Annotated in this window: 14 protein-coding genes; 3 read left to right on the top strand and 11 right to left on the bottom strand. The window is 45.0% G+C overall.

Going from position 1 to position 16,598, the window contains the following annotated elements:
- Positions 1-23: 23 nt before the first annotated feature.
- From LDL79_RS08775 to LDL79_RS08765, 3 genes are all read right to left on the bottom strand, one after another.
- Positions 24-659 (bottom strand): DUF6266 family protein, encoded by a 636-nt coding sequence (locus LDL79_RS08775; protein ID WP_225597418.1) that lies wholly within the window; start codon positions 657-659, stop codon positions 24-26.
- 857 nt (positions 660-1,516) lie between these two features.
- Entirely contained in the window at positions 1,517-3,103 is a 1,587-nt protein-coding gene (locus tag LDL79_RS08770) for a family 43 glycosylhydrolase (RefSeq protein WP_225597417.1), read from the bottom strand.
- Positions 3,104-3,881: 778 nt separating this feature from the next.
- Positions 3,882-5,084 (bottom strand): dipeptidase, encoded by a 1,203-nt coding sequence (locus LDL79_RS08765; protein ID WP_225597416.1) that lies wholly within the window; start codon positions 5,082-5,084, stop codon positions 3,882-3,884.
- A 225-nt stretch (positions 5,085-5,309) separates the two neighbouring features.
- Here LDL79_RS08765 and LDL79_RS08760 point away from each other — a divergent pair, with 225 nt between their 5' ends.
- Together LDL79_RS08760 and LDL79_RS08755 are read left to right on the top strand one after the other, a co-directional pair.
- Positions 5,310-6,104 (top strand): HipA family kinase, encoded by a 795-nt coding sequence (locus LDL79_RS08760; RefSeq protein WP_225597415.1) that lies wholly within the window; start codon positions 5,310-5,312, stop codon positions 6,102-6,104.
- Positions 6,082-6,465, top strand: coding sequence for a DUF3037 domain-containing protein (locus tag LDL79_RS08755; protein ID WP_072981413.1), 384 nt, complete (start codon positions 6,082-6,084; stop codon positions 6,463-6,465). Before LDL79_RS08760 ends, LDL79_RS08755 begins: the two co-directional genes overlap by 23 nt.
- A gap of 448 nt (positions 6,466-6,913) precedes the next feature.
- Here LDL79_RS08755 and LDL79_RS08750 read toward each other — a convergent pair whose 3' ends face one another.
- Positions 6,914-8,107: an esterase gene (locus tag LDL79_RS08750; protein WP_225597414.1), complete on the bottom strand. Its 1,194-nt coding sequence runs from the start codon at positions 8,105-8,107 to the stop codon at positions 6,914-6,916.
- A gap of 728 nt (positions 8,108-8,835) precedes the next feature.
- The gene (ygiD, locus tag LDL79_RS08745) at positions 8,836-9,660 is read right to left on the bottom strand and encodes a 4,5-DOPA-extradiol-dioxygenase (protein WP_225597413.1); all 825 of its coding nucleotides are present in this window, start codon (positions 9,658-9,660) and stop codon (positions 8,836-8,838) included.
- A 110-nt stretch (positions 9,661-9,770) separates the two neighbouring features.
- Between ygiD and LDL79_RS08740 the strand changes: the two genes are divergently transcribed.
- The gene (locus tag LDL79_RS08740; protein ID WP_225597412.1) at positions 9,771-10,190 is read left to right on the top strand and encodes a cupin domain-containing protein; all 420 of its coding nucleotides are present in this window, start codon (positions 9,771-9,773) and stop codon (positions 10,188-10,190) included.
- Positions 10,191-10,359: 169 nt separating this feature from the next.
- On the opposite strand, the gene LDL79_RS08735 is transcribed toward LDL79_RS08740, so the two are convergent.
- The 6 genes from LDL79_RS08735 to LDL79_RS08710 all read right to left on the bottom strand — a co-directional run bounded on the left by LDL79_RS08735 (position 10,360) and on the right by LDL79_RS08710 (position 16,595).
- Positions 10,360-12,573 carry a TonB-dependent receptor gene (locus LDL79_RS08735; protein ID WP_225597411.1) on the bottom strand — a complete coding sequence of 738 codons (2,214 nt, stop codon included), beginning with the start codon at positions 12,571-12,573 and terminating at the stop codon, positions 10,360-10,362.
- Positions 12,574-12,706: 133 nt separating this feature from the next.
- Positions 12,707-13,135: a hypothetical protein gene (locus tag LDL79_RS08730; RefSeq protein ID WP_225597410.1), complete on the bottom strand. Its 429-nt coding sequence runs from the start codon at positions 13,133-13,135 to the stop codon at positions 12,707-12,709.
- Between the two features lie 60 nt (positions 13,136-13,195).
- Positions 13,196-13,555: a VOC family protein gene (locus LDL79_RS08725; protein ID WP_225597409.1), complete on the bottom strand. Its 360-nt coding sequence runs from the start codon at positions 13,553-13,555 to the stop codon at positions 13,196-13,198.
- Positions 13,555-13,863 (bottom strand): hypothetical protein, encoded by a 309-nt coding sequence (locus LDL79_RS08720; RefSeq protein ID WP_225597408.1) that lies wholly within the window; start codon positions 13,861-13,863, stop codon positions 13,555-13,557. Before LDL79_RS08720 ends, LDL79_RS08725 begins: the two co-directional genes overlap by 1 nt.
- Before the next feature lie 138 nt (positions 13,864-14,001).
- Positions 14,002-14,925 carry a glycerophosphodiester phosphodiesterase family protein gene (locus LDL79_RS08715; RefSeq protein ID WP_225597407.1) on the bottom strand — a complete coding sequence of 308 codons (924 nt, stop codon included), beginning with the start codon at positions 14,923-14,925 and terminating at the stop codon, positions 14,002-14,004.
- Between the two features lie 104 nt (positions 14,926-15,029).
- A complete protein-coding gene (locus tag LDL79_RS08710) occupies positions 15,030-16,595 on the bottom strand; it encodes a calcineurin-like phosphoesterase C-terminal domain-containing protein (protein WP_225597406.1) in 1,566 nt (521 codons plus the stop codon).
- Positions 16,596-16,598 lie beyond the last annotated feature (3 nt).

Here is a 16,598-nt window from a genome sequence, read left to right as displayed (position 1 = left end):
AAGGGGAAAAACACCCGTACTTTTTAAATCATCCTTCCCAAATAGGTAGAGAAGGCATACTCGGTTTCGGTAGCAGTGCTAAAGGTGGTATAGACTTCTAAAGGTTGTGCGCTTAGGGCTTCGGGGAGTTCGAGGGTATGTGTTGCTGCCGCCCGGGTGGTGCAGGCTTTGTAAAACACAAAGTATTCAGTATCGGGAGCATACAGCAAGACGCTAAGCAGATCGCTTGCTTCAGCAAAAGGCTGTTGGGTGGTTTCCTGCCAGTGCAGCACCACCTGCTGTGCATCGCGCGACTGCGACACCGGCACATAGGCCCGTACCCGCCCCGTACTGATCAATACCTTCTCATAGGCGATACGCCAGGCGTCCTGCTCTTTTTGGATCACCTGCGCCATATAATAACTGCGCACCGCATCCCGTGCATTGTCCTTCCCAAGGAAGTCGGTATAACATTCCTTGAAAATGGGATAGAACAGCCCGGTAACATGTTTCATGAGTGCGAACTTGTTCCGGGTTTGTTGTTGTTTAGGACTTGCGGGAGCTTTGCTGGGTGTGGGTTTGCTGCGTACAATGCCTTTACCATCATTCCCTTTTACAAACACCACCGGCCCTATAGCTCCGCTTATCATGCCTATTTGATCTTCAATAAACTGTCCCATAGCCTTAAGTATTTTACTGGTTATCAATACTCTAAAGTACTTTTTACCCGGTTAACCTCCTAGTTTTCAATGGGGTTTCTTCGGTCTTTATACATAGTTTGTCCATTGTTTCTCCATTCATCCTCCATAAATACTGGGTTTTAATGGTAAAACAATGGAGGATCTATGAGTAATCTATGGTTAAAGTGTGAAGGAGTTAAGGGGTATTTTCTTTTAAACATGTCCCTTACTTTTCTTTGCTTGTCCAAAGAAAAGTAACAAAAGAAAAGACCCCCTTGCTTAGGAATTTTTTGCCTTATCAGGCAAAAACCGCCTTGTCAGCTCCGCGTCGCTACCGCTCCTGTCCTTCGGAGCTTCCTGCAGCTATTCTGAACCAAGGGTATTTTGAATTCGTATAACCCTTTGGGTACAAATGCGCCTAGTCATCTCGACGTTAAGAGAGATCTCGCAACAAGCTAACTCCCTTCTCTATTGGGAGAAGGGCCGGGGATGAGGGATACAGGATGCGATTTCTCCCGATGGTCGAAATGACTGTATGTTTACAAAAAGGAACTTCAAGTTTAAAACTTAAACCACACGCGATGCAATTCCCTATAAACCTTGAGACAAGGAACACGCGATACAATCGTGCAAGAACATTGTATAAAGACAGCTCGGAAACAATGTCGTGCTGAACTTGTTTCAGCATCTCATCTAGTGAGACTTCTCGATACAATCCTTTCGCGCTCCGGCGCTCAAGCATCACTCGAAGTGACAGTGCGTTGTATTTCGTATTTTGTACTTCTTACTTTGTACTTTCGTAGTTCACGCTGTCTTTACTCTTTATTCTATTCTCTTTTATCTCCCGTCTATCAGCTCTAGTCTAATAGCTCAAAACGCACATCATCAACCCAAGCCTCCGCACCGGCAGCTCCTTTGACATAGATCCCAACAGTGACGTTACCGTTAACTACGGCGACTTCGTCTATGGTGATGGTGGCCCATTCAGAGTTTGAGGTGTTGAAGGACGTTTTAAACGTTTGGGTGCCGCTTTGGGCGTAAAGGTTTAGTTCTTCAAAGCCGGTGGTGTTTATGATGGTGGCGGAAAGGCTATACTTTCCGTCAGGTAAACTTACATAAGGTGTGCTGCTTAGTTCTTGCGTAATGCGGCGTTCAAAAAGGACTTGATCGCTGATGTGCAAACTCTTCTCCCCAATTACATGCTGGCGGTCTTGTTGGGTGTTGAAATGATTCAGTACGGGTGAAGTAGCTTCGGTAGTGGAAATGGAATTCCCTTGCAGGATCTCGGTATGCCAACCCAATAACTGTTCCTGCACGGGTTTGTTGTTGCTGGGGATATGGCGGCGGTCGGCTTCAAAACTTGGGTTCTTGATGTAATTATTATCTGCTGCGACGCTCCAGGTTCCGGTGGTTTCGTTGAGTTTCCAACTGTGTAACGAATTGAAATACGGCGTTTCCCCATCAAACGACAAGGGCACCCACTGGTTGTAGCCCAGTCCGTTACCGGCAAACTCCGCCCAGCGGTCTCCACAAAAGAGTACCGTTTCTTGTTCGCTTCCGCGCACAGTATAAAAGAATCCGGTTTGCGAGACATGGGCATAGTCTTGTTCGCTACCCGGCATCACCTGCATCTCATTAATCGGTTTATACGGACCATAAATATCATCGGAAACTAGGTAATAGGCAAAGGAGCCGTCCCAACCGTAGATGTTGGAAGCCGCCATGTAATACCTGTCCTTGTATTTAAACATACAATTGCCCTCGCGGCTCGCGCCTCTAAAGATCTCGTGCACTTCAAGCAAATCTACCTTGCCATCGCGTACGCCGATCTCGGAAATATAGATCTTATTACGCCCTTGCCCATACGAATAAACCAGGTAGGAAATCCCGGTGTCGGGGTCGGTAAAAACGGTTTGATCCCCTGTATTGGGCGTGCCAATACGCGAGGTCATATCAATATGTCTGTGTACTTTAAAATCTCCTAAAGGCGAATCGGCCAAGGCAATCATCACATTTTTTCCATGTTGGATGAGCAAGGCATACTGCTCAAGTGCTTCGACATACGCCACCCCCATGCGTCCCAACCACGTAGGGTTTTCTTCAAAGTTCACGGCCTCTTTAGTGAGCACGTGTTTTTCAAAGGTCCAGTTCACCAGATCTGTCGAAGTATAACAGGTCACCCCCTCAAAGTGGTTGCGCTCCAAAGTCACGGAAGGGTCGTTGCGATAAGTTTCGGCTTCTTGATAATGCACCCCATACCAGTAGTATTTGGGAGTTCCGCTTTGCGGATCAGGAAACTGAAAAACGCCACCGCCCTGCGAATAGATGGGTTGCCCGTCTACAGTATTCCAAAAACGGTCGTTGGTGATCTTATGTTCCTGTGCCCGGGTGGTACAGGAAAGAACAGCAAAAGCTAAAAGCAATGCAAGGCTAAAGGGTTTCATAGGCTACGGATAAAGCAACAAAATACGAGAATGCTTAAGGCTCTTTATCCTGTGCTTGCCTGTTCTTTTCTTTGCTGGTGTTATTTTTTATTTCACGGGAGCTCGTGAACCTCGTATCCTCGGTTTTTCTTGTCCAAAGAAATCCTTCGACTATCGCTCAGCACAAGCCCAACAAAAGAAAAGACCCTTTCGTTTTCAGGTATGAAGACTGTCACTTCGAGTGACTGAATACCTGCGGTAGCAGGGATTCAGTTGTATCGAGAAGTCTTTGAAGTCAGTGCGTTTATAGTTACCCTTATTGCTGTTTCGAAAACTTCTCGATACAATCCTTTCGCACTAGGGTGCTCAAGAATCACTCGAAGTGACATAGCGTACATAATTACTTTGGAAGTAAGCAACGGCATACTTTTTATATCTGTAGTAAAACAAGTAAATGCCGCAGCGCTGGGCAGTGGAGCCCTGCATCCGACGAGTGCAACGAGAGGAATGCATAAGCGCTGCGGTTTGCTATCCGCAGAATAAGGGATTTGCGTAGTTTTCAAGGATGTAAAAATAAGCCTAGTCCCGATAGCTATCGGGATTGGTTCGTTTTTTCATCGATGGAAACCGAGGCACGAGGTTCACGAGTTCACGGGAAATAGGAACAAGCACGAGCTAAAAAATGAACAGAAACATCAATTGAAAATCAAATCATGCTATTTGAGCTCAAAAGAAAAATGGGTACTTAGACTTTTATCCAGTACAAACAGGCGTCACTATTTTTGACTTGCCCTTTTCCCTAAAGTTTTACTTCATTGGCTTTAAGCACCCGTAGCAGGTTTCCGCCTAAAATTTTATGAATATCCTCTTGGCTGTAGCCTTTTTCGACCAAAGCTTTGGTGATCAAGGGGTAGCCCATAACATCATCTAACTGTTGCGGTGGAAACGAGATGCCGTCAAAGTCAGAACCGATGCCCACATAATCAACACCCACCAGATCAACGATGTAAAAGATATGCTGCATCAACACCTCAAAAGGTGCACGTAATGCTTCGGCTTCTTGCGAAAACTGTTTGTACAAGGCTGCTTTTACCGCATAGTCGTTGAGACCTGCAGCCACTAAAGAATCTTGTTTATCCTGATGCTTGAGCATAAAAGCCTCGTGCTTGCGGGTAAACGTACTGTCTATAAATGCCGAATAAAAGTTTACCTGAACTACCCCGTTATTCTTGGCGATCGCTTTTAGCTGCTCATCATTAAGATTACGGGGATGCGTATGCAGTGCCAGTGCCGAACTGTGCGAGGCGATCACCGGCTTGGTGGTCTCTTCCATCACATCCCAAAAGGTTTGTACCCCAATATGCGAAACATCGACAAGCATACCCAAGCGGTTCATGGTCTGCACCACTTGCTTCCCAAAAGCGGTGAGTCCTTTTTTGCCCTCGCTGTTTCGAGCTCCATCTATCTCCCATTCATCGGTCGCGCTGGTCGCCCAAGCGGTGGAGTTGTTCCAAGTAAGGGTCATATAGCGTACCCCTCTGGCAAATAAACTATCTAATTTGTCCAAGCTGTCTTCGATATGATGTCCGCCCTCAACTCCGATCAAAGCGGCCAGTTTCTGCTGGTCTACTGCTTCTTGTATCGTTGCCGTATTGGTCGCCTTGAGCATGGTATCCGGATTACGGGCGATCACGGCATCCAGACTATCGATCTGCCGATTAGCGTAGTCAAAGGGCGCCTCTAGCGTTCCATCGCTCCACACCGAAAAGAATTGCGCATCTAGCCCACTGGTACGCATACGAGTGAGGTCGCTATGGGTGATTCCGGTGAGGTCGCTGTCGAGCATCAGGCTGTCTTCGACCATTTTGGTGAGCATATCATTATGCGTATCTATAAACACGGCTGAGTCGTGAATTTGTTTATAATCCATTGTAGATTCGGGCTCTTGAGCAGTTTGTTTGCAGGCGGCTACCGCCAGAAGCAGCACTAATAAATAACGCATTGGAGAAGGATTTAGCGTAGTTGTTTCCTGTAAATTAGTGATTTTTAGAATGTAATCCGTAAGCTTTTAGGCTAAAGCTTGAATTATTTACGGCTTAAGAATTATGATCCTTAATATTTGGGAATATCGTAATGTAACAGCTTATCCTCTATATTTTCAAAGCACAAGTTTTAGTCTTGTTGTAGACGCTCACAAACTGTACTTTTACCCTATTGAAACCAGACTATGGCAACACTCCCAGACTTGCGTCACGTTAACGTCACCCGCTACATCACGCCCTTGCGTGAAGGTGGTTCGCTCCCGGCTGTGGCTGATGCAGACGATGGCTTTAAATATGTGGTGAAATTTAGAGGTGCCGGGCACGGTCCCAAAGCCCTGATCGCCGAATTACTAGGCTGTGAAATCGCCAGGTTTCTCGGGTTTAAAGTACCCGAAGTGGTGTTTGCTGATCTGGATGAGGCTTTTGGTCGTACCGAAGGGGATGAAGAAATACAAGATCTACTAAAATTCTCTCAAGGATTGAACATCGGACTCCATTTTTTATCGGGTGCGATCAACTTTGATCCGGTGGTAACCAGCGTAGACCCTCAACTGGCTTCTGAGATCGTGTGGTTTGATGCCTTTATGACCAACATAGACCGTACGTTTCGCAATACCAATATGCTGATGTGGCATCGCGAGCTCTGGCTTATCGATCACGGCGCAACCCTTTATTTTCATCACAGTTTTACCAATTGGGAACAAAGTGCGGCGACGCCTTTTGCGATGATCAAAGATCACGTGTTGTTGCCTCAGGCTTCACAACTGGATGAAGCTAACATCAAACTGAAAGCCTTACTTACCGACGACGTTTTGCAGCATATGGTAAGCCTCATTCCCGATACTTGGCTCGACTGGGAAGGTTATGAGGAAAGTCCGGACGCCTTGCGACAGGTTTATTTTCAGTTTTTAAGCACCCGTTTAACCCACGCCGATTTATTCACTAAAACCGCTCAAGATGCACGACAAACACTTGTATGAATATGCGGTGATACGCCTGGTGCCTCAGGTAGAACGCGAGGAGTTTTTTAATGTAGGTGTGGTGCTCTATTGCAAACGCCCGCGGTTCATAGGGATGCGCTTTCAGCTAGATGCTAAAAAACTGGAAGCCTTTTGCCCCGAACTCGATGTGGAGCAGGTACAAAAAAACCTGGAAGCTTTTAAAGCGATCTGCGCCGGCGCTCAAAACGGCGGACCTATCGCTCAACTGGAACCTGCAGAGCGTTTCCGTTGGTTAACGGCGACTCGTAGTTCGGTGATTCAAACCTCCAAAACCCACCCGGGGTTTAGTGAAGATCTCGAAGCCACATTGGAATGTTTGTTTACGGAATTAGTGGTTTGATGATTCCAGGTTTAAAATTCAAGATTCAAAATTAGGTTTATGAGGTAATCGCTTAACGGCGATTTTAGTATGAGTTGGAACTAATCATGTTCTGTTCATTTTCTTTGCTTGTCCAAAGAAAACGAACCAAAAGAAAAGACACCCTCGCTTAGGAATTTTTTGCCTTATCAGGCAAAAACCGCTTTGTCAGCTCCGCGTCGCTATCGCTCCTGTCCTTCGGAGCTTCCTGCAACTATTCTGAACCAAGGGAATTGTGATTTCGTAACCCTTCGGGTATGAATATGTCTAGTCATCTCGACGATAGGAGAGATCACACAAGCTGCTATCCCCTTCTCTCTCAATAGCTACCCAAGTATGCTCTAAGAGACAGCGCATTGCGTATTTTGTATCTCCAATTTCTACTTTTCTATTTAAACAGTCTTTGCTCTTTTCTCTATATTCTTTAGTCTTAGTCTTCAAACAACAACGGCACAAACTCACTTAAATACACCCTCCAGTTTCTCCAGATGTGTCCGCCTTCAGACTCGGTGTATTCATACGGCATATCCATTTGGTCTAATTGTTTTCTGAAAGCGGTGTTAGCGTCATAAAGGAAATCGGTTTTCCCTATAGCGATCCAGTAGAGCTGGTAGCCATTGTCTTTCTGGGTTTCTAAAGTCTCCTCAAAGTTATCGTAAACACCTGCTCCGCTTTTGTCCTCGCGTGCCATAATCGCTGCCGAGAACAGCCCTACATAGTCAAAGGTGTTGGGATAATACCGTGAAATGTGCAAACTGTGATAGCCTCCCATGGAGAGTCCGGCGATCGCACGGTGAGCTTTATCGGCTTTTACACGATAATTGCTTTCTACAAAGCTGATGATATCTTTAAATTGGGCTTCATATTTGCCATTCATGGTTTCTGGCGTCATAAACTTCGGGGTGTAATAACCGTCACTTCCAGCTCCCGGAGCAGCATCCTGACCTACGTTTCCGTTGGGCATCACAACAATCATCGGTTCGGCTTTGCCTTGCGCAATGAGGTTGTCCATAATCTGCGCCGTACGGCCTAGCGACAACCATGCTTCTTCATCTCCACCCGCACCGTGCAGTAAATACAGTACAGGATATTCAGCTGTGGAAGACTCATAACCCGGTGGCGTATAGATCGAAATCTTACGGTCAAACCCTAAGGTTTTAGCATCATACCAGCGGCTGGCAACGGTACCGTGAGGCACGTCTTGCACGCGATAGAGATCAGCTTGCTCCCCCGGAACAATAAAAATATTAGTTACCGATGCCACATCACGTATCAAAAACGGGTTGGCCGGATCTGTAGTTTTAAATCCGTCTACGATGAATGCATAGCTGTAGAGTTCGGGTGCTAGGACAGCAGTCGTAAACGACCACACTCCTTCTTCGTTCTTGGTCAGCAACGCCTTTCCCGGTCCATCTACTTTTCCCATTGGAGTATCGACCTTAACCGAAGGTAGAAAATCGCCGGTAACCTGTACCGTGTCGGCTTGAGGCGCTGATAATCGAAACGTCACGGTTTTATCGTCATTCACCTGAGGCGAACTCACTTGCTGTCCGCTAAATAAGGCCTCCTGAGCTTGCACTAGACCTGTAAGACACAAGAGTGCAACAACTATATATTTTTTCATAAGACTTTAAAAATGGGTTATCTCTCAAATTTAGGTATTCAAATGGATTTTTTGATTTGTTTTTTCTAACGAAAGTTTAATCTTTTACCTCATCCCACAAATACCACTAGCGCTATTGTTTACAAATGATTTTTTGGTTTAGTATAATTTTTACTTCTATTCATATTCATTCTTTTTTGCATCGCCCAAAAAAGAACCAAAAAACGCTAGGCTTATTTTTACATCCTTGAAAACTACGCAAACGCCTTTGCCTGCGGATGGCAAACCGCTACGCTTATGCATTCCTCTCGTTACACTCGTCGGATGCAGGCTCCACTGCCCAACGCTGCGGCATTTTCTTGTTTTACTACAGATGTAAAAAGTATGCCGCTACTTACTTCCATAGTCATTATATACGTTTTGTCACTTCGAGTGATTCTTGAGCACCCTAGTGCGAAAGGATTGTATCGAGAAGTTTTCGAAACAGCAACTTGGTTAACTATAAACGCACTGACTTCAAAGACTTCTCGATACAACTGAATCCCTGCTATCGCTAGTATTCAGTCACTCGAAGTGACAGTCTTCATACCTAAAAACGAGAGGTCATTTCTTTTGTTGAGCTTGTCCTGAGCGATAGTCGAAGGATTTCTTTGGACAAGACAAACCGAGGATACGAGGTTCACGAGTTCCCGTGAAATAGAAATCACACGAGTAAAGAAAATGAACAAACATGATTGAATGTAAACACTTTATGCAATCTTCAATGACGTCATAGACAAGGACCCGCCAACGGGCTCATCGTTAAACAACTGTATCTCATCGTGATCGTCTTGTAAGGCCAAAACATAAAGCAACGGTAGGTAATGCTCAGGAGTTGGGATCGAAAGGTCAAAGGCGGTGCCTTGCTTTCTAAAATCAATAAGGGTTTGGTGATCGTGAGTAAGGATCGCCGTGTTCATTGTTTCGCGAGCTTCCAGAGCCCAATCATAAGCATAGGGCGCATTCAATTTATCCCAAGCCACGCGGCGCAGGTTATGGATCATATTTCCACTACCCACAATAAGCACGCCTTTGTGCCGTAAGGCTGCCAGTTCTTTAGCCAGATCATAATGGTAGCGTGCCGGCTGGGTATAGTCGATACTCATCTGGATCACGGGTACTTGTGCATCGGGATACATATGTTTGATCACACTCCACGAGCCGTGGTCGAGTCCCCATTTGTCATCAAGGTGCACTTCGGTGCTTGTTACCAACTTTTGCGTGGCCAGCGCCAGTTGTGGACTGCCCGGTGCGGGGTATTGCACGTCAAATAAGGCTTGTGGAAAGCCGCCAAAGTCGTGAATGGTCTGTGGGTGTTCCATCGCCGTAACAAAAGTACCGCGGGTTTCCCAGTGTGCCGAAATACATAAGATCGCCTGCGGGCGGGTCAACTCCTGTCCCAGTTTTCTAAATTCGGTGACAAACTGATTTTCTTCAATAGCATTCATAGGACTTCCGTGCCCTAAGAACAACACCGGCATTTTTTCGGTATTGGGTAAAGAAGCATTCCAGCGGGACAAATCTCTTAACTGCATAGGTCTCAACTTTAGCAGTAAGTCGTAACAACTTGGTAAAACGTACAGCAAAGCCCTCTAGAAAATACACCAAGCAATTTTGTATATTTCTATAAAAATCACAGCATCTTATGTTTAAACCTAGTATTCTTTTGCTCGTAGGCTTACTTGTTCAGTTTTCATTTGGGCAACATACTCCAACCGACAAAACCTACAGTTTTGAGGATTGTGTGACTACCTATTCTGAAGAACAAGCGCAGGAAACTCAAGTGGGGCATCAATTCTATTTTGCCGATAAAGACTTTACCGATGGACGAACCATAAAACTCAGTGTGGTCGACCCGGGAAAATCTACACACGCGCCGCACCAGCATCCGCAAGACGAGTTCTTCTTTGTGCTAGAAGGCACTGCGGAATTTTATCTGGACGGAAAAACTGTTGAAGTCGGCCCTTACACCAGTCTGTACTGCCCGTCAAACAGCATGCACGGCATCAGCAATGCAGGGAATACACAACTGAAGTATCTCGTAATGCAAAAATACGAGCAATAGATAACCTTGGGCGGTACCCATAAAAAACGGTCTAAGCCCAGACAAACTGGGCTTAGACCGTTTAGAAAAGTAACCCTACCTCAGGGCAGGCCCAAGAGGTATTATTTCAATTTTGAGGAATCCCGATAGCTATAGGGATGAAGTATTTTACCCTCTGGCGGTGCCAGGTTTAGAATCTATAGGTGATCTTTCCTCTTAAATAATAGGGCGTTCCTGGAGTAAAATGAATTTCTTCCACCGGTGCCGGTTCGTTAAACAAGCGACTTTCGGTTGCAAATTGGGTTTCGTTCCACGAAGTATCTAGCAGGTTTTCTACGATCACGCCCAGCGTCCAGTTCTCGATCGTATAGTTCACGTTGAAATCGGTTACAAAATAGCCTTCCGCAACGATCGAATTGTCTTCATTGGCTGCACGATCTCCCAACCAGCGGTAGCCTAAAGATCCTGAAAACCCAGAAAGATTATCTACACTCAAACCACCTGCAGAGGTAAACTTAGGCGCCAACGGGATGTAATCTTCGCCGTCTGCTTCTTCGGTGCTTCGGGCGTGGGTATAATTGGCATCTGCAAACACATACAACCAATCGGTTAGTTGATAGCGTGCACCGGCTTCTACTCCCATTCTGCGGGTTTTTCCGCTAGGTTCAACAATTCCGGCATCGCCCACATACACAAATTCCTGATCAAGAAACAGTGTCCAAAGCGTAGCATTCAGTGCCAGTCTCGGCATCGGCTTTATAATCGTGCCCAAGTCTGCACTATAAGCTGCAGGTAGAATTTCTTCCCCGCCATTTGCCACAACCACACGTGTGTCGTTTGAATGGAAACCAATACCCGTTTTGAGGAACAACTGCCAATTTTGAGACGGTGCAAATACGGTATTAAATTTAGGACTGAACGCCACTTTGCTTTCGCTCTGATTGTCGTAGGCCTCGGTGAGTTTGTTGTAGTAATCAAACTTAAAATAGTCAAGACGCACCGCCGGATTGAAGGTAAACTTCCCGGTTTTAAATTCGGTATTCAAAAACGCAAAAGCGTTGAGTTCGTCAACATCTCCAAAAGCCAAACGATCTAAAAGCGTTTGCCGGTTTACCGTGTGCGACAACGACATATCATCTACATTATCATAACGAAAGCCCACACCCGCCTGATAGTCTAAACGGGTTTCGCCTAAGGCAATATGTTTGCGCTCATAAGTACTTTGCAAGCCTGCGATAAAACGTTCTTCCTGCTGTTTGATCTGATCGCCGTTCACTGGATCTTCCAGAAAAAAGGTGAAATTAGAATACAATTCAAAGTCATATTTTGAGACATAGGCATTGGTCTTGAGCACGGCATTGTGCTCTAAATTTTTTAAGTGCTGAAGCGTAAGATTGGTACGGCTCGTTTGTCCGCCTTCGGTATCATCAATAGCACCAAAGCGACCTATCAATCCTTGATCTACCGCACGCTGTGGGATTTGTCCTGAAGCGTCCCATTTGCTTTGGAAATGCGAAGCGGTCAAGGTGATCTTGTCTTTGTTGGCATCGGTATAGGTGTATTTCCCTAAGACGTTGATGCGGTTAAAGTTCTGCGGACTATCAAAAGGGCCGTCAGTCAGGTACATTTCTGAAGCCAGATAGGCTGAATGGTTTTGCTCATCGAGCAGGTTGAACATTCCCGTAAGGCGTGACGTATTAAACTGCCCCGCTTCAAGCGAAAGACTGCTCGCATCTAGGCTTTCTTTAAGTCTAAGGTCTACATATCCTGCGGTATTAAAATTCCCTTTATCGGCATAGTACGCCCCTTTTCCAAAGTTGATGTTATCAATGGTTTCTGGGATCACAAAATGCAAGTCGGCATAACCCTGACCGTGCGCGTGGGAGACCATATTCACCGGCATCCCGTCAACACTGATCGCTACATCAGTACCGTGATCTACATCAAAGCCTCGTAAAAAGATCTGTTCGGCTTTACCGCCTCCGGCGTGCTGCCCGATGAAGAGTCCGGGCACTTTGCGCAAGATCTCTTGTGAGGATTTTACAGGATTCAGCTTGAGATCTACCGCGACCACACTGCTCAGGCTGTTCACTTCAGAAGTAAGCACCACTTGATCTAAGGCAGTACTGGCCTCTGCCAAACTGATGTTCAACCCATTAAGTTTTTTAACCACCAGATACTGCGTCGCAAAGCCCAGACGGGAAAATGCAATAGAATCTTGAACGGCTACTGCCGGAAGTGAAAAAGTTCCATTGGCATTGGTGTGGGCGTGTTTGCCATTATTAAGGTTATAAATATTTACGTTTTCAAGCGCTTGACCGGCTTGATTGGTTACGGTTCCTGTTAGGTTTTGTGCAGAAAGTGGCGCACAACATAACAGCAACACGATAAAAATGCTTTTCATTATAGTGTTTGTTAAGAATAGAAAATAGGGGTAAGTCCTAGTCGCACAAGAATGATACTCCTTGGGCTATAGAAACCTACCTTATTAGAACCTGAATGCCGTGGCATCAGGTTTACGTATGTGAACGCTATTCTTAAACTTCAGGAGGGGGTACCGGCTGCAGCAAACTCAAAGGCCGGTGCATACTTATTCTAAAATCGAAGTATTGCTTCTTAAAAGCTGTAGTCTTTTGCGTCGAAGGCTCTATACGATCAGTACACAGATGCTTGTCTATTTTCAGTGGCTGTGACTGTTTTTTCTCCTTTTGAAGGTCGTCTTTAAAAGGTTCTAAAACCTGCTTGATGTATTCTAAAGTGCGGTGATCGTGGCCGGCTTCCGCAAGAAGTTCTGCTTCGGAAAGAAAAGCGTGCTGATGCTCACTTTGTGTTATATGGTCAAACTCGTGTTCCAGATCGTGCACCCATTGAAGCACTTCGGTATGCACGGGAGCTGCCAAGTACAACACCGCCATAGCGGTGGTACAACAACTTAAAATAAGCGCTTTAAAACGTGATGCGAGCATAAACCGACTTCAGAGCGCACAAAACTAAAAGCTTTGTGCAATAACGCCTCAAAGATGCGGCTAATTTTTAAAACTGCCTATATGCCATAAAATTCCAGACGGGTCGTGAACAAAAAACTCAGGACCCCAATCGTTGTGCACGATGTCTGACACACGAACTCCGGGAAAACGATCAGGAAGTGCTAAAGCCTTCAATTGAGCTAAATGCGCTTCCAGATCTTCTACTTCAAGAAACAGCATAGTATTGTCTACCCAATCTTTAGCATAATAATCTTGTAGGTAAAACCCAAAATCTCCTATATGGAATAGCGCCATTTTGGGCGGAAGCAAGACTTCTTCAAAACCCATTGCACGATAAAACGCCCTGCTGATCTCAAAGTCTTTAGCACCTATAAACGGCCGGATGGATTTGAGGTTCATTAATTATTGAATTTTATAAGTGATTCTCTTATGTTTTCAGGATTTACACGTATTGAAACACTATCTCCAACTTCTAATTTGTCTACAATTTCGATATCATTATAATTCGAATCCTGATATCGCAAAATATCCTGACCGTTTATGTTTTTTCCGTTTACCTCATAAAAATAATTGAAACGATACCCAACTATATTTACGTGATTTCCCTGAAAATCCTGACCAAAGTGTTCAATTCTCTTAATATCACTAAGAACAGCATTTCTAATTACCCAAAAATCCCTTTCCTTTTCCTTGCGAGAAGATAGCATTTGAAAATTGCACACATTATATATGATTCCAACAAAAATAATAGAACCAAACAGGAACACAATTCCCTTTAATGCACCCTTAGGCAAAAATGCCAATTCAAATTTTATACGATCTCTTAAATTCAGGGTTATTCTATTTTAATAATTTAATTCATTAAAAACCCGCTCGGGATAATCGGTAATGATGGCATCTACTTTAAGCGCAATCACCTGCTCGATATCTTCCGGTTCATTAACCGTCCACGGAATGACTTTTAAACCGTCTTTACGAATTTGTGCTACTTCGCTAGAATCGAGTAATTTAAAATATGGACTGTAGATCTCGGGTTGGAATGTTAGATTACTTTTATTTTCAGCATAGCTGTTTTCACCCACCAAATACGCCAGTTCAATATCCGGATAGTTTTTGTGCATCACCTCCAGAATCGCCGGATCAAAAGACTGCACATTTACGTGCGCTTCCATAGTATGTTTTTGAATGACCTGCATTACCAGAGCTACAAAAGCTTCAGGCTGGGGTTGAAAAACGTCGTATTCCTCAGGTACCGATTTGATCTCAATATTGAACTTTACCGGCTTTAAACCTTCGGCCTTTATGGTTGCCGCTACCGTATCAAAAACCTCGCTCAGCAAGGGTTTATAGGTTTTCATTTTTTGCTGCTGCGGAAAGCGCACATTCCCTTTAGAACCGCCGTCAAACTGCTTGATCTCCGCATAGTCCATGGTGTACAAATTGTATTTTTCAGCATCTTCCGTAGCGATACTATCCCCTTCAGGTGTGAGCATATATAGCGGAAGCATCACCGGCTCATGGCTTACTACCACCTGCTGATCTTTGGAGATCACCACATCTAATTCCAGCACATCTACTCCTTTGCGCAACGCGCCTAAAAAAGCAGGTATTGAATTCTCCGGCAGATTACCGCGTTCCCCTCTGTGCCCTTGTACTTGAATGTTTAAACTGTCTTTTTGTGCGGTGCTCATTGTTTTGGTTTCTTCAGATTTTGATTTGCAGCTGCATAAAGTTGCTATGACAAGACCTGTTAAAAGTAAGGTTTTCATAAAAGATAAGTTACGGGTTATTTGGCATTCAAAAGATAAAAAAAAGGACCCACCCGAGATTATTGATGAAGGTGGGCAGGCCCTCGAAACAAGCACGTTCAATATTATTCTAAGCGGTAGCTTGTGGTACCAGTATGTGTTTTTCCATATCTGTCTGTAGCACGTACCTCTACAGTATGTGTTCCTTTTTCCAGTTTTGCAGGAACGCTGCCGCGCCATAAGTGGGTACTCTTGATAGGATTACTAGAACGGCGCCCTGGCATCAACTGCTCTGCAGTATCCCACTCATACACGCTGAGTTCGTATGCCGGGTCTTGCTCTTCCACGTATTGCATAGGTTTCCATTCGCCCTGATCTACGCGATACTCCACAGTATCTGTAGCGCTTCCCATAAAAAAATTGGTATAAATCCCTGCTTTGGTATTACGCCCTTGCGCGACCACTTTAGGAGCGAATATTTCCATCTGAAAGTCTTCCGGTTTACCCGCTACTTTATAATCTACGGTGTACTGATTGCCTTCAAAATGAATAAATGCATAGCCTTTAGGCGTACCGTCGCGCATCGTAGAAACAGGAATCCCTGCTGCATTTAATTTTCCGGAATACCAATCTCCTGAGGTTGTCCCTACATTATACTCGTGGTGTGGTTTCTCGCGCAGCCAACCGTCTTCTTTAGTGAAAAAATCCTGACGCTGAATATGCGTATGCGCCGAAAGACTCAAGGTGTTTTCAAAAGGAGCCAGAGCTTTAAATAAGCGCTCACGATCTGCATCTCTAAAGGGATCTCCCTCGGGCTCGCTTAGTGGAATATGAAATGCTAAAAGAATCAATTGATCTTTGGCTACGTGTTTCAAGTCGTTTTCAACAAAACGCAACTGGTCTTCTCTAAATCCACCCCAGTAGCCCTTACCATCTCGTGGATCGGGGTAAAGAATATCATCAAGCACGATCACATGCACCTTACCGTAGTTGAAGGCGTAATTCGCCGGACCAAAATGCGCCTCATACGTCTCATCAGACAAGGCATCTTGCTCTGCATCAAAATTCATATCGTGGTTCCCCATCAGGTTAAACCACGGAATACCCACACGCTTGATCGCATCAATATAGGGGTTGAACAAGTCTAGATCGTTACCAACAAGGTCTCCCAGACTTAGCCCGAATACTACATCCTGAATCCCTTCTACCTCAGCGACTACCCCTTGCGCAAAATAATCTACTTCTTGCTGTGTATAGGGTTGTGGATCCCCAAAGATCAATGCGGTAAACGATTGCTGCTCGTCTGTGGCAGTCAGTGCAAAGTCTAAGCTACGTGGTAATTTCCCTGTTGGAGCAATCCCTTTAAAATCTGATTGTGGAGAACCTTGCGGACGGTAACTGTAGTAAAACTGAGGTAGGTTATTGGCATCCACCGGCAAGGCATAACCCGCAGGTTTGATCACTGAAATGGCATCCCCATCAGCAACAGGCAAGGTATACCTTCCTTTAGCATCAGTAAGCACGACCGCTTCACCATTAGTCACCGCCACATTAGGGATACCTTTTTCTTTACGTTCTTTTTTACCATTAGCATTAAGGTCTTCAAAAACATAACCTTTAGCTTGTTCCTGTGCAGTTAACCCGGCGGTAAGTAAGCCGGCTAATAGCGTTAGTTTTAATGTGTTTATCATCTG

This window comes from Leeuwenhoekiella palythoae (genome assembly GCF_020310025.1).
Lineage (GTDB): Bacteria > Bacteroidota > Bacteroidia > Flavobacteriales > Flavobacteriaceae > Leeuwenhoekiella > Leeuwenhoekiella palythoae.
Note: the sequence above shows the minus strand (reverse complement) of the source record. Positions and strands in the feature narration are given on the sequence as shown.